The organism is Streptomyces sp. NPDC004539 (genome assembly GCF_040610055.1).
In the GTDB taxonomy this organism is placed as follows: domain Bacteria; phylum Actinomycetota; class Actinomycetes; order Streptomycetales; family Streptomycetaceae; genus Streptomyces.
In genome coordinates, this window is sequence record NZ_JBEXLS010000013.1 from 233,400 (window position 1) to 247,620 (window position 14,221).

Sequence of the window (14,221 nt, forward strand, 5' to 3'; positions counted from 1 at the left end):
CGACAAATCCCCAGACTCGCCGATCAATTGCCCGTTCGGCCGCCCGTTCAGTTCCCCGACAGGGTGTCGAACCACCCGGTGACCGAGTTGAACCAGTCGGTCAGCTGGTCCCAGTAGCCCTTGCCGCTCCCGATCCAGTCCTGGAGGGGGGAGAACTCCCAGATCAGCCAGCTCGCGACGAACAGGATGACGATCGTGAAGAGGCAGCCCTTGAGGCAGCCGAGCCCCGGGATGCGCATCGGGTTGGCGCTGCGCCGGCGCGGCTCGCGGGACTCGCGCTCGCGCGGCTCGGGGGCGGGCCGCTCGGGTCGCCGCCGCTCCGGCGCGGGCGCGGGCGCGTACCGCTGCTGTTGCTGTTGCTGTTGCTGGGGAGGCGGCTGCGGGGGCGCGTACTGCTGTTGCTGGGGCGCCTGTTGCTGCTGGTAGCCGTACGCCTGGGCGGACGGGGCCTGCTGCCGCCCCTGGGGCGGGCGGCCCTGCGGCGGACGCCCGGGGGGCGGGCCCTGGTGCGGCGGGCCCTGCGGGGGCTGCTGCGGGTGCTGGGGGCGGGCCACCTGCCGCTGGGGGCGGCGGCGCAGCGGGTCCTCGCCGGGGTCGAGGTACTGGACCTGCGTCTGTTCGTTGCGGTCCCGGGCCGCGCGCAGCTGGTTCTGCCAGGGGTGCGGCTCCTGCGGGCCGGGGCCCTGCTGCTGGCCCGGAGGGACCGGCGGGAGGACGGCCGTGGGGTCCGCGCCGGTGTGCGGGAGGACGGCGGTCGGGTCGGCGGCGCCCGCGGGGTGGGGCGCGCCGGTGTGCGGGAGCACGCTGGTGGCGGCGTTCGGGTCGTACGCGCCCCCGGGGGCGCTGTGCGGCAGCACCTGTGTGGGGTCGGCGGAGCCGTCGGCGCCGGGGACGGCCGCGGGGGCCGGGTCGGGCGTGAGGATGTGGCCGACGCCCTCGGCGGCGGCGATCTGCATCGAGTTCGCGTGCACGCCGATGCCCTCGGCGACGATGCGCAGGGCGCGCGCGAGGCTCTGCGCGCCGGGGCGCTGTGCCGGGTCCTTGCGCAGGCAGCGCTCGATGACCGTCCACAGGGGTTCCGGGACGGTGGAGGGGCGGCGCGGTTCGGCGCTCAGGTGCTGGTGGAGGACTTCGAGGGCGGAGCCTCCGGCGAACGGCGGACGGCCCGTGACCAGCTCGTACATCAGGATGCCGGCGCCGTAGATGTCGACGGCGGAGGTCTGCGGGCGGCCCTCGGCGGACTCCGGCGCGACGTACGCCGGCGTGCCGACGAACTCGCTGGTGCGGGTGAGGCCCGGGGAGTCGGCGAGGCGGGCGATGCCGAAGTCGGTCAGCAGGGGGTGCATCCGGCCGTCGTACTGGCGCAGCAGGACGTTGGCCGGCTTCAGGTCGCGGTGGACGACGCCGTCCGCGTGGCTCGCCGCGAGCGCGTCGGCGACCTGGGCGGTCAGCAGGGCGGCGGCGACGGGGCTGAAGGGGCCGTTCTCGCGGAGGTAGCGGTGCAGGTCGGGGCCCTCGACGAGGTCCATGACCAGGGCCAGCAGATCGCCCTCGACGACGAGGTCACGGACCCGGACGATGTTCGGGTGGGTCAGGCGCAGCAGGACCGAGCGCTCCCGCAGGAACCGCATCACGACGTCCGGGTCGCTCGCCAGCTCCTCCTTGAGGACCTTGATGGCGACGGTCTCACCGGGCTGTCCGGCCACGGCGGCCTCGGCACCCGCGGCCTCCCGCTGGCGGGCACGCCAGACGGTGCCCGTGGCGCCGCGTCCGAGCGGCTCCTCAAGCAAGTACTTGCTGCCGACTGGCCGCACGTCACGCGCTCCCTGGTGATTGCCGATGTGCCTGCATATGTTCCGACCCACTGTAGTGCTGTGGCCCCCGGAGGGGGCTGTCGTCCTGCTATGGGTACGGGCGTCCTCCCGCGCGCGTTCGAGGTCCTGCCGACGTCCTGTCAACTCCATGACGGCGAATGACCGGGTAAGACCGGGAAGTCCCCCGGCTTCCCCGGAAAGACGCGTTCCGCGGTCCGATGGTTGCCGGTCCCGAAACGTGACGGATCTCAAGTGATCATCGGCGGAACATCCGTCAGGCACTTTTACGGGCAGAGCCGACCAATCAAGATCACTCGGCGGCCGGTGGCGTCCACGTTGTCAGTGACAGGTGCGAGGATGCCCCCAGTACTGGCCGACGTGCTCGTGCGGGGCGGGGGAAGCCTCCGCCCGGGGCAGAAGGGACCGCTGACGGCGATGCAGATCCGGCTGACCGTCGTAGACCCGCAGGCCCCGGTCTCGGAGGGCCGGGGCCGGACCGCGAGCCGCGACGTGCTGGTGACGGCACCGGCGGGTACGGCGCTGTCCGCGGTCGCCTCCGCGCTGGCGTCGGCCGTGACCGGCGAGGCCCCCGGAAGCGGGGCGGTCGCCCTGTACGCGGGCGAGCAGCGGCTGGACGCGACGCGTACGACGCTCGGCGAGCCGCCCCTGACCGACGGCGCCGTCCTCTCCCTGGCCGCCCCCGCCGCCCCGGAGGCCCACCCCGAGATCGACGACGCGCCGGCCCGCCTGCACGTCGTGGCGGGCCCGGACGCGGGCGGGGTCCACCTCCTGCACGGCGGGCAGATCCGCGTCGGCCGCTCCACGGAGGCGGACGTCCCGCTGGACGACCCGGACGTCTCGCGCGTGCACTGCGCGGTGACCCTCTCCGCCGACGGCCGCGTCACCGTCACCGACCTGGGCTCCACGAACGGCACCACCCTCGACGGCGCGCGCGTCGCCGACCGCCCCGTCCAATTCCCCCCGGGCGCCCTCCTGCGCATCGGCGAGTCCGCCCTCCGCCTGGCCCCTCCCGGCGACGCGACGTCCCGGGTACCGACCACTCCGGACGGCGAAGGCCACGTCCGCGTCGCCCACGCACGCGTGGAGCACGAGAACGGGTCCACGGCCCATGCATACGGCGCTCTCGACCCGGAGTGGGGTTCGTCGCGTCCCTCGCACGCGGGCGCGGGCGCCGGGCGGCTGGTGCCGGGACAGGGGGGTGCGCCTCGGATCGAGAGCCACGCGGGGGACGGGCGTGCCGACGGGGACGGCCGGGCGCGGTTCGACGGGACGCTTCCCGGAGGGGCCCGCCCGGTCGGCAGGCGCTCCGGTGGGGGCACCGGTGCTTCCGACGGGGCCTCGGACTCGTACGCCGCGGCGCCCGGCTCCGGTGAGACCCACGGCGGTCGTTCCGGGTTCGGGTCCGTCGCCGAGCAGGCCGAGGTGGCGCGCGCACGCGCGGGCGACGGTGTGCACGGCGCGCAGGAGGAGCCGTCCCAGGGCGGTGGCCGCAGGCGCGGGGGCCTCTCCGCGTGGGCGCGCCGGCTGACCGGGAACCGGAGCGCGCAGGAAGCGGGCGGCCCGGAGGACGACGCGCAGGACCGCGCCTCCGAGGACGCGCCGACGGCCACCGCCGCGCCCGGCCCCGAGATCTGGCCCGACCCGGCGGCCCTGCTGCTCACCGCGCTGGGCCCGGGGCCCCGGCTGTGGGAGCGCGCCCCGGAGCACTCCGAGTTCCTGACGGTCCGCCTCGCGACCGCCGACCGCACGACGGCCGACGGCGCGGTCCTGCCCGCCGTCCCGGTCACCGCCGGCCTGCGCGAGGCGGGGGCGCTGGGGCTCGCCGGTCCCCGTCCCCGGCTGTCGGGGCTGGCCCGCGCGGTCCTCGCCCAGTTCGCGGCGCTGCACTCCCCGGACGCCCTGGAGGTCGTGCTCCTGACGACCGACCGGGCCCGCCCGCTGGAGGAGCGCGTAGCCGAGTGGTCCTGGCTCGGCTGGCTGCCGCACGTCCGCCCGGCCCACTCCCAGGACTGCCGCCTCCTCCTGGCGCACGACCACGACCAGGCGACGGCCCGCGTGGAGGAGCTGCTGCGCCGGCTCGACGAACGCGACACCCCGCGCGCGGGCGCACCCTCGCGGGGCGCCGGAGCGACGCCCGGGACCGGTACATCGTCCGGAGTGGTCCTCCCGGCGCAGTCCCGGGGGCCGGCCGCCGCCTCTCCAGGGCCGGCCGGCACCGAACGGCGCCCCTCCTGGGCGCGGCCCGACGCCGCGCCGGTGTTCCCGGGGCCGTACGCCGTCGTCGTGGTGGACGGCGACCCCGGCACGCCCGCGCTGCGCGAGGCGCTGGTCCGGCTGGTGCGGCGGGGGCCCGAGGCCGGGGTGCACGTGCTGGTGCTGTCGGAGACGGACCCGGGGTCGCTGACGCTGCCCGTGGCGGGGGCGTACGAGGCCGCGTGCGCGGTCGTGCCGCTGTTCCGGGAGTGCGGGGCCGTCGGGCTGCTCGGCGGAGACGTGGCGACGGTGCTGCGGCTCGCGCGGGTCGCGCCGGGCGCCGGGCCCGTGGGCGAGGGCACCGCGGGCGCGGTGGACGCCGTGTCCGCCGCGTGGGCCGAGCGGTTCGCGCGGGCGCTGGCCCCGCTGCGGCCGGACGCGGCGCCGGGCGACAAGCACGCGCGCGTGGCGGTCCCCCTGCCGCAGTCCGCGCGCCTCCTGGACGAACTGGGGCTGGCGCGGGCCACCCCGGCGTCGCTGATGGCCCGCTGGGCGGACGCCGCGGACGACGCCGAAGCGGTCGGCGGACGCGCGCTGGCCGTCCTCGGCGCGGGCGCGCGCGGGCCGGTCTTCGCCGACCTCGTCGCCGACGGCCCGCATCTACTGATCGAGGGCCCGGACGGCAGCGGCCGTACGGAGCTGCTGCGGGCGATCGTCGCGTCGCTGGCGGCGGCCGAGCGCCCGGACCGGCTGAGCGTCGTCCTGATGGACGGCCGGGACAGCATCGGCCGCTCCGGCGAGGGCCTGCGGGTGTGCACGGACCTGCCGCACGTCACGACCCACCTGACCGCCAACGACCCGGTCGTCATGCGGGAGTTCGCCCAGTCGCTGACGGCCGAGCTGAAGCGCCGCGCCGAGCTGCTGGGCCGGACCGACTTCACGGACTGGCACACCCACCGCACGCTGTCGGGCCGCCTGGTCGACCAGCGCGCGGCGTCGCCGCAGAGCGCGCAGCGCCCGGCGCAGGACCAGGCGCCGCAGGGCACGGCGTCCGTCCCCGCCCAGAGCGCCCCCGCGCACAGCGCCGCGGCGCAGGTCGCCGCGGGCCAGAGCGCGCACGCGGGCGGCTCCCGGGCCACCGCGAGCCCGACGCTGGCCCCCCAGACCGCCCCGCACTCCCCCGGCGCCGCCGACCTGGACGCCCCGCCCAGCACGACCCTGCGGCTGCGCCCGAACGCCGCGAAGGCCCGCCGCGAGGCGGACGCCGCGCCCCCGCTGCCCCGGCTGGTCGTGGTGGTCGACGACCTGGACGCGCTGATCTCGCCCGCCCTCGGCTCCCCCGGCCGCCCCTCGGCCGGGTCGGTCACGCGCGCGTTGGAGGCCGTCGCCCGGGAGGGCGCGCGGCTCGGCGTGCACCTGGTGGCCGCGGCGGGCCCCGGGGGCCGTACGGCGGAGTCCGAGCCCGCCCGGCAGGCGACCCTGCGGGTCACGCTGGAGGCGCCCGGGACGGCCGCGGAGGACCCGGTGGCGGGCCGGGGCCGGCTCGGCACGCCGGACGGCCGTACGGCGCCGTTCCAGGGCGGCAGGGTCACCGGCCGCATCCCGCGCACGGCGACGCTGCGGCCGACCGTCACGCCGCTGGAGTGGCACCGCATGGGCGACCCGCCGACCCGCCGCCCGGTCCGCGAGCTGGGCAACGGGCCGACGGACCTGGCGCTGCTGGCGAGCGCGCTGGAGCGGGCGGCGAAGGAGGTGTCGGCGGCGGAGGTGGCTTCGCTGCTGACGAGCTGAGAGGGCAGCGCCTGAGGCGGTGCGAGAGCTGAGGGGCGCGCGAGAGCTGAGGGGTGCACGAGAGCTGACAGATCCTCAACTCCGGCCCCCGGAAGCACCGTCCGTCATCACGACGCCGTCACAATCACCCGCTTGACACCGTATGCGCTCTTGCCGACCCCCTCCACCCGGCGTAGACCCGTAGGACCAAAGTCCACAAGTCAGCAAACCCACGGGGCAGTGATGCGCAGCAGCACCGGCAGAACCGTGAAGACAGCGACCGCGACCCTTCTCGCGGGGGCCCTCGCGCTCTCGCTCGCCTCCTGCGGCGACGGCGGGGACGACAAACCGAGCGGCGACAGCAGCAGCAAGGGAACGGAGACGACGGGAAGCGGCCTCACCCTTCCCAAGCTGAACGGCACCACGCTGGAGGTCGCCGCCGTCTGGACAGGAGCCGAACAGGCCAACTTCAAGAAGGTGCTGGCGGAGTTCGAGAAGCGGACCGGGGCGAAGGTGACGTTCGTCCCGGCGCAGGACCCGATCATCAACTTCCTGGGATCGAAGATCGCGGGCGGCAAACCGCCGGACATCGCGCTGCTCCCGCAGCCGGGCGCGATCAAGCAGGCGGTCGACAAGGGCTGGGCCAAACCCGTGACGGGCGAGGCTCTCAAGGAGGTCCAGAAGAACTACGCGCAGGGCTGGCAGGACATCGGGAAGGTGGGCGGCAAGCAGTACGGGGTCTACTACAAGGCCGCCAACAAATCGCTGGTCTGGTACAACGCGAAGGTCTTCGAGAACGCGGGCGCGACCCCGCCGGACACCTGGCCCGAACTCCTCAGCACCGCGCAGACGATCTACGACTCCGGGGTGACCCCGTTCTCCGTACCGGGCGCGGACGGCTGGCCGCTCTCCGACTGGTTCGAGAACGTCTACCTCTCGCAGGCGGGCCCCGAGAAGTACGACCAGCTCACCAAGCACGAGATCAAGTGGACGGACCCATCGGTCGCGCAGGCGCTGAAAACGCTTGCACAAATCTGGGGGAAACAGGACTACCTGGCGGGCGGCGCGAGCGGCTCGTTGCAACTCCAGTTCCCCAACTCGGTGACGCAGACGTTCACCGGCGGCGACCAGCCGAAGTCGGCAATGGTCTACGAGGGTGACTTCGTGCAGGTCAACATCGGCCAGACGAAGGCGAAGATCGGCACGGACGCGAAGGTGTTCCCGTTCCCGAAGGTCGGCTCCACCGCGCCGGTCGTCTCGGGCGGCGACGCGGCGGTGATCTTCAAGGACTCGCCGGGCGCGCAGGCCCTCGCGGCGTTCCTCGCCTCGCCGGACGCGGCGGTCATCCACGCGGGGCTGGGGGGGTACCTCTCGCCGAACAAGAGCGTGCCGTTCTCGGCGTACCCGAACGACGTGCAGCGCACGATCGCCGAGGCGCTGATCAAGGCGGGGGACGACTTCCGCTTCGACATGTCCGACCAGGCGCCGCAGGCGTTCGGCGGGACACCGGGGAAAGGCGAGTGGAAGGACCTCCAGGACTTCCTGATGAAACCCTCCGACGTGGCCGGCGCGCAGGCGAAGCTCGAAGCGAACGCAGCTGCCGCGTACGGGAACTGACGTGGTGTCGGCCAAGTCGGCCACGCCCGGCGGAAAGAGTGTGACCGGCACCAGGAGAACGGTCGCGGCGCTGTTCCTGCTGCCGGCCCTGGTGCTGCTCGGCGCGCTCGTGGTCTACCCGATCGGGTACTCGGTCGTCAGGAGTTTCTACGACCAGTCCGGCGATTCCTTCGCCGGGATCGACAACTACAAGTCGCTCTTCTCGGACGACGGAATCCGAACGGCCCTGAAGAACAACGTCATCTGGGTCGTCTTCGCGCCGACCCTGACGACCGCGCTCGGTCTGGTCTTCGCGGTGCTGACCGAACGGGTGCGCTGGGGAACGGCGTTCAAGCTGGTCGTCTTCATGCCGATGGCGATCTCGATGCTGGCCGCCGGGATCATCTTCCGGCTGGTGTACGACCAGGACCCGGACAAGGGTGTCGCCAACGCGGTCTGGGTGGGCGTGCACGACACGTTCGCCCAGTCCTCGGCGTTCCCGAAGGCGCACCCGGGGCGGGACTCGCCGCTGGTCGCCGAGGGGGACGGCTTCATCACCAAGTCTCCGGTGCGGATGGGTGATTCGGTGCTGCTGCCGCTGGTCGGGGTCGCTCCGGACCAGCTGCCGGACGACGCGAGACGTGCCGTGGTCAAGGCGCCGCAACTGGGCAAGGTCACCGGCACGACCTGGCAGGACTTCACGCGCGGCAAGGGCGTCGGACGCCTCGGGCAGCCGGACCCGGCCGAGTTGGGGTACGCCGGGATGAAGGTCGAGGCGGTGAAGGACGGCAAGGTCGTCGCCTCGGCCGAGGCGGGGGCCGACGGCTCCTTCACGCTTCCCGCCTCCGCCGACGGGGCTCAACTCCGGCTCCCCGGCAGCAACTTCGGGGCGCCCTACAACGGACTCGACTGGCTGGGCCCGTCGTTGGTGACCCCGGCGATCATCGGTTCGTACATCTGGATGTGGGCCGGGTTCGCGATGGTCCTGATCGCCGCCGGACTCGCCTCGGTGCCAAGGGAGTTGATGGAGGCCGCGCGGGTGGACGGGGCGAACGAGTGGCAGGTGTTCCGGCGGATCACCGTGCCGATGCTCGCGCCGGTCCTCGCGGTCGTCACCGTCACGCTGATGATCAACGTGCTGAAGGTGTTCGACCTGGTGTTCATCATCGCCCCGGGCTCCTCGCAGGACGACGCGAACGTCCTCGCGCTGGAGCTGTACCGCAAGGGATTCTCCGAGGACCAGCCGGGGGTCGCGAGCGCCATCGCGGTGTTCCTGCTGCTGCTCGTCATCCCGGTGATGTGGTTCAACGTACGGCGGCTGCGGCGGGAGGTGCGGCGGTGATCGCGAAACTGGTCGAGAAGGTCAACAGCGGTGCCGTACGCGTCTTCCTGGTCGTCGTCGGGCTGTTCTGGCTCGTGCCGACGATCGGGTTGCTGCTGTCGTCGCTGCGGGCGCCGGACGAGATGAGCGCCAGCGGCTGGTGGAAGGTGTTCGAGGAACCGTCCCGACTCACGTTCTCCAGCTACGAGAAGCTGCTGGAGAACAGTGACATCACGGACTCGATCCTCAACACCGTGCTGATCACCGTGCCGGCGACCGTGCTGGTCGTCGTGATCGGGGCGCTCGCGGGGTACGCGTTCGCGTGGATGGAGTTCCCGGGGCGGGACTGGTGGTTCCTGGGCGTGGTGGGCCTGTTGGTCGTGCCGGTGCAGGTGGCGCTGATCCCGATCGCCGAACTCTTCGGGAAACTGGGGCTGTTCGGCTCGGTGTTCGGGGTGATCCTGTTCCACACCGGGTTCGGGCTGCCGTTCGCGGTGTTCCTGCTGCGCAACTTCTTCGCGGAGATCCCGCGTGAACTGCTGGAGGCGGCGCGGCTCGACGGGGCGGGTGAACTCCGGCTGTTCACACGGGTCGTGCTGCCGCTGGGGGGTCCGGCGATCGCGAGCCTCGGCATCTTCCAGTTCCTGTGGGTGTGGAACGACATGCTGATCGCGCTGGTCTTCACGGACGCCGACAGCCAGCCGATCACGGTGGCGCTCCAGACGCAGGTGAGGCAGTTCGGCAACAACATCGACGTGCTGGCGCCGGGCGCGTTCATCTCGATGGTGATCCCGCTGGCCGTGTTCTTCGCGTTCCAGCGGCAGTTCGTGTCGGGGGTGATGGCGGGGGCGGTGAAGTAGCCGGTCCCGGTGCGGCGAGACAGCCGGCCGTGTTTCGGCAAGCGGTTGCACAACCCGGGGGCGCGTCGGCCGTCTCGCGCACGGCGCGTCCCCCGGATGCCGTAACCCTGCGTAACCAACGCACGTGGGAGCGCGTTGCCGGGCAGAACGCCCGCGCCGACCCATGGATGTCCCCCTTGCCCAGGTTCAGTGTCATCGTCCCCGCGTACAAGGTTCAGGCGTATCTCCACGAGTGCCTCGAATCCGTCCTGTCCCAGTCGTACCGGGACTTCGAGCTGATCGCCGTGGACGACGGCTCGCCGGACGCCTGCGGCGAGATCATCGACGAGTTCGCCGCCCGGGACGCCCGGGTGAACGCGCTGCGCCTGCCGGAGAACGCCGGTCTCGGCGCCGCCCGCAACGCCGGGATCGCGCGGGCCACCGGCGACTACCTGGTCTTCCTCGACGGGGACGACACCCTCACCCCGGACGCGCTGCGGGCGATCGCCGACCGGCTGACGGAGACGGGCGAGCCGGAGGTGCTGGTCTACGACTACGCGAGCGTCCACTGGACGGGCGACCGGGTCCGGGACCGATTCGCGGACCAGCTCAGCGAGTTGGGTCCGGCGCCGTTCACTCTGGAGGACCGGCCGGGGCTGCTGCGGGTCCTGATGGTCGCCTGGAACAAGGCGGTCCGCCGCGACTTCGCCGCCCGCGAGAGCCTCTCCTTCCCGCCGGGCTACTACGAGGACACGCCCTGGACCTATCCGGCCCTGATGGCCGCCGGGTCGATCGCGACCCTGGACCGCGTCTGCGTGCACTACCGGCAGCGCCGCCAGGGCAACATCCTCTCCACGACGAGCCGCCGGCACTTCGACGTCTTCGACCAGTACGACCGGGTCTTCGCGTTCATCGACCAGCGCCCGCAACTCGCGCGCTGGCGGCCGGTGTTGTTCCGCCGCATGGTCGACCACCTCTCCACGGTCTTCACCCGGCCGGGCCGGCTCCCCGAGGACGCCCGCGCCGAGTTCCTCCGCACCGCCCGTACGCACTACCGCCGTTACCGGGTCCCCGGCGCGAAGGTCCCGCTGCGTTCCCGGCTGCGGCACTCCCTGGTCCACTTCGGCCTGCACCGCACCTACCGGGCCGTCCAGTCGGCGACGGCCCTGCGCGGCCGGGTCCGGAAGTTCAACTCGCAGGCCCGGCGCGCTCTTCGGGCCGCGCTCCTCCAACTCCACTACCGCATTCAGCTGAAGCTCCCTCTGCGCGGCAACTCGGCGGTGTTCTCGGCCTATTGGGGACGCGGATACGCCTGCAACCCGGCGGCCCTGGAGTCCGCGTTCCGGGTGTTCGCGCCGCACGTCCGCACGGCGTGGATCGCCGACTCGGAGCACCAGCACACGATTCCGCCGGGCCCCCGCCGCGTCACGCCCGGCACGGCCGCCCACTGGACGGCGCTGGCCCGCTCCAAGTACCTCGTGAACAACGTCAACTTCGACCGCAGGCTGGTCAAACGGCCCGGCCAGGTCTTCGTGCAGACCCAGCACGGCACCCCGCTCAAGCACATGGGCCTCGACCTCCAGGACCACCCGGCGGCCGGCCGCGACCTGGACTTCGCGGAGCTGCTGCGGGGCGTCGACAAGTGGGACTACGTCCTCTCCGCGAACCGCCACACCACGCTCACATGGGAGCGGGTCTACCCGGGCGGCTACCAGACCCTGGAGACCGGCTACCCGCGCAACGACCTTCTCCTGCAAGCGACTTCGGACGACGTGGCACGCATCCGCGCCTCGCTCGGCATCCCGCACGACACGGTCGCGATCCTCTACGCCCCCACCCACCGCGACTACCGCCGCTCGCAGCGCGTCTCCCTCGACCTGGAGCGGGTCCTCGCCCGGCTCGGCGAGGGCTTCACGGTCCTGGCCCGCGCCCACTACTGGCAGCCGGACGTCCTGCCGCGCGGCGGCCGGGTCATCGACGTCACCGGCCATCCGAGCGTCGAGTCCCTCTGTCTCGCGGCGGACGCGCTCGTCACGGACTACTCGTCGATCATGTTCGACTACGCGGTCCTGGACCGGCCGATCGTCGTCCACGCGGACGACTGGGAGGCGTACGAGGCGGCCCGGGGAACCTACTTCGACCTGCGCGCCTTCCCGCCCGGCGCGGTCGCCCGCAGCGAGGACGAGCTGATCGACATCTTCGCCACCGGCCACTGGCGCGGCTCCCGCTCCGCCGAACTGCGCGCCGCGTTCCGCGACCGCTTCTGCCCGTACGACGACGGCCACGCCGCCGAACGCGTCGTACGGCGGGTCGTGCTGGGCGAGGACACGGCGTCGCTGCCCCCGTTCGTCCCCCCGGCGGGGCGGGCGCCGGCCGCCTCGGCGCGGCCCGGTGTCCCCCGCCCGGCCGGGGTCGACTCCCTGTCGCCGCAGGGCAGTTGAGACCACGGCCCGTCCCGAGGAAGTCGCAGTCCGGACCGGCAAGACCACAGGAAGACCGGCATGCCCCGTTTCAGCGTCATCGTCCCGTCCCACGGCGTCGCGGGCCGGCTCGCGCTCGCGCTGGACTCCGTACTCGCCCAGCGCTTCTGGGACTTCGAGGTGCTCCCGGTCTGCGACGGCCCCGACTGTCCGGCGGCGACGGTGGCCGCCGGGTACGCCGAGCGGGACGTCCGGGTCGTCCCGGTCCACTCGCCGCCGTCGGCCGGGCTGCCCGGGGCCCGCAACACCGGTCTGCGCGCGGCGCGCGGGACGTACGTGCTGTTCCTGGACGGCGACGACCGGCTCACGCCGGACGCGCTGACCGCCGTGGCCGCGCGTCTCAAGGAGACCGGCGAGCTGGACGTCCTGCACGTCGAGCACGAACGCCTCCCGTGGTGGGAGGGCGAGCCCACCAACCCGACGGCCAAGTCCCGCGCGCCGAAAGGGGTGTTCGGCCCGGCGCAGGCCCCGCACCTCACCGGCGTCCAGCAGCCCGCGTGGAGCGCGGTGTACCGGCGGGCCTTCCTGGCGGACCATCAGATCGAGTTCCCCGAGGGCCACTTCACGGACGTCGGCTTCGGTGGTCTGGTGGCGCTGCACGCCGAGCGGGTCGCGCTGCTGCGCGAGGTGGTCGTACGGCATCTGCTGCGGCGGCAGGGCGGGCGGCTGAATCTGCCGGGGGAGCATCACCTCCAACTCCTCGACCAGGCGGAGCTGGTGCTGTGGCGGGCGGTGGGGCTGAAGCTCGCTCCGGAGCGGTCGGGGCCGCTGTTCGCGCAGCTCTTCGCCGCCGTCCTCAAGACCGCCGCGCACCCCGGCCGGCTCACGGGGTGGCGGCGGCGGGCCTTCTTCCGGCGGGCGGGGCGGATGTACCGGCGGTACCGGCCCGCCGGGTTCCGCCGGCCCGGGGGGAGTCTCGGGGTGCAGCATCTCCTGCTGGCGGCGGGCGCGTTCACGCTGTTCGGGGCGGTGCAGCGGGCCCGCCGGAAGGCGACTGGGCTGAGGCTGCCGCGCTGGAGACGCCCGGCCGCGCTGCCGCCGCTGGACCCCAACCTGGCGGTGTACTGCGCCTATTGGGGCCGGGGGTACGTCTGCAACCCGGCGGCGATCCACGCCGAGGCGGGCCGGCTCGCCCCGCACATCAGGTCGGTGTTCCTGGTCGAGCGCGGCTGGGAGCACACAGTCCCCGAGGGGGTCGAGTACGCGACGCTGGGCAGCCGGCGCGCCGGGGAGCTGCTGGCCACGGCCGCCTACCTGGTGAACAACGCCAACTTCCCGGCGGCCGTGGTGAAACGGGAGGGCAGCGTCCACCTCCAGACCCAGCACGGCACCCCCTTGAAGAAGATGGGCGTCGACCAGGCGACGTACCCGGTGGTCGCCTCGGTCACCGGCAGCTACACGACCCTGATGCGCAAGGTGGACCGCTGGGACTTCAACCTCTCCTCCAACAGCCACTCCACCCGGGTCTGGGAGCGCGCCTTCCCCAGCTCCTACCAGCAGTTGGAGTACGGCTATCCGCGCAACGACGTCCTCTACACGACGACCGCCGACCAAGTCGCCGCGATCAGAAGGACGTTGGGTGTTCCCGACGGCAGGACGGCCGTCCTGTACGCCCCGACGTACCGCGACTACCACGCGGGCTTCGAACCCGGCCTGGATCTCGCGGAGTTCGGCGCGGCGGCCGGTGAGGACGTCGTCGTCCTGCTGCGGGCGCACTACTACTACGGCCGTGGCCACCGGCCCGGCACGGACCGGGTCATCGACGTCACCGGGCATCCGTCGGCCGAGGAAGTCTGCCTGGCCGCCGATGTGTTGGTGACGGACTACTCGTCGATCATGTTCGACTACGCCAACCTGGACCGGCCGATCGTGGTGTACGTCCCGGACTGGGAGGTGTACGCCGAGACGCGGGGCGTGTACCTCGACCTGCCCGGGGCGCCGCCGGGGCCGGTGGCGCGGACACCGGAGGAACTGGCCCGGATCTTCGCCGAGAGGACGTACGCGTCGCAGGAGTCGACGGCGCTGCGAGCCGAATTCCGGTCCCGTTTCTGCGAGTTCGACGACGGGCGGGCCGCCGAGCGGGTCGTCCGCCGGGTGCTGCTGGGCGAACCCCCGGAATCCCTCCCGCCGTTGATCCCGCTCGCGGAGCGCACCCCCGCCCCGTCGGCCTCGCCCGTAAGGAGCTGA

At 73.2% G+C, this 14,221-nt stretch carries 7 protein-coding genes; 6 read left to right on the forward strand and 1 reads right to left on the reverse strand.

Annotation, left to right across the window (positions count from 1 at the left end):
* Positions 1-47: 47 nt before the first annotated feature.
* The gene (locus ABZX85_RS26800; RefSeq protein WP_355873477.1) at positions 48-1,814 is read right to left on the reverse strand and encodes a serine/threonine-protein kinase; all 1,767 of its coding nucleotides are present in this window, start codon (positions 1,812-1,814) and stop codon (positions 48-50) included.
* A gap of 435 nt (positions 1,815-2,249) precedes the next feature.
* On the opposite strand from ABZX85_RS26800, the gene ABZX85_RS26805 reads away from it, so the two are divergent.
* The 6 genes from ABZX85_RS26805 to ABZX85_RS26830 all read left to right on the forward strand — a co-directional run bounded on the left by ABZX85_RS26805 (position 2,250) and on the right by ABZX85_RS26830 (position 14,221).
* Entirely contained in the window at positions 2,250-5,819 is a 3,570-nt protein-coding gene (locus ABZX85_RS26805; protein WP_355873580.1) for an FHA domain-containing protein, read from the forward strand.
* A 222-nt stretch (positions 5,820-6,041) separates the two neighbouring features.
* Positions 6,042-7,415: an ABC transporter substrate-binding protein gene (locus ABZX85_RS26810; protein ID WP_355873480.1), complete on the forward strand. Its 1,374-nt coding sequence runs from the start codon at positions 6,042-6,044 to the stop codon at positions 7,413-7,415.
* Positions 7,416-7,455: 40 nt separating this feature from the next.
* The gene (locus ABZX85_RS26815; RefSeq protein WP_355873482.1) at positions 7,456-8,736 is read left to right on the forward strand and encodes a sugar ABC transporter permease; all 1,281 of its coding nucleotides are present in this window, start codon (positions 7,456-7,458) and stop codon (positions 8,734-8,736) included.
* Positions 8,733-9,575, forward strand: a complete 843-nt coding sequence (locus ABZX85_RS26820; RefSeq protein WP_355873484.1) for a carbohydrate ABC transporter permease — start codon at positions 8,733-8,735, stop codon at positions 9,573-9,575. The genes ABZX85_RS26815 and ABZX85_RS26820 overlap by 4 nt, the downstream gene beginning before the upstream one ends.
* Before the next feature lie 176 nt (positions 9,576-9,751).
* Positions 9,752-11,995 carry a bifunctional glycosyltransferase family 2 protein/CDP-glycerol:glycerophosphate glycerophosphotransferase gene (locus tag ABZX85_RS26825; protein WP_355873486.1) on the forward strand — a complete coding sequence of 748 codons (2,244 nt, stop codon included), beginning with the start codon at positions 9,752-9,754 and terminating at the stop codon, positions 11,993-11,995.
* Between the two features lie 60 nt (positions 11,996-12,055).
* The gene (locus ABZX85_RS26830) at positions 12,056-14,221 is read left to right on the forward strand and encodes a CDP-glycerol glycerophosphotransferase family protein (protein WP_355873488.1); all 2,166 of its coding nucleotides are present in this window, start codon (positions 12,056-12,058) and stop codon (positions 14,219-14,221) included.

Bases quoted from the DNA above. Each gene is read 5' to 3' on its own strand.
- ABZX85_RS26810 (WP_355873480.1), top strand. From the start codon at position 6,042: ATGCGCAGCAGCACCGGCAGAACCGTGAAGACAGCGACCGCGACCCTT.
- ABZX85_RS26830 (WP_355873488.1), top strand. From the start codon at position 12,056: ATGCCCCGTTTCAGCGTCATCGTCCCGTCCCACGGCGTCGCGGGCCGG.
- ABZX85_RS26805 (WP_355873580.1), top strand. From the start codon at position 2,250: ATGCAGATCCGGCTGACCGTCGTAGACCCGCAGGCCCCGGTCTCGGAG.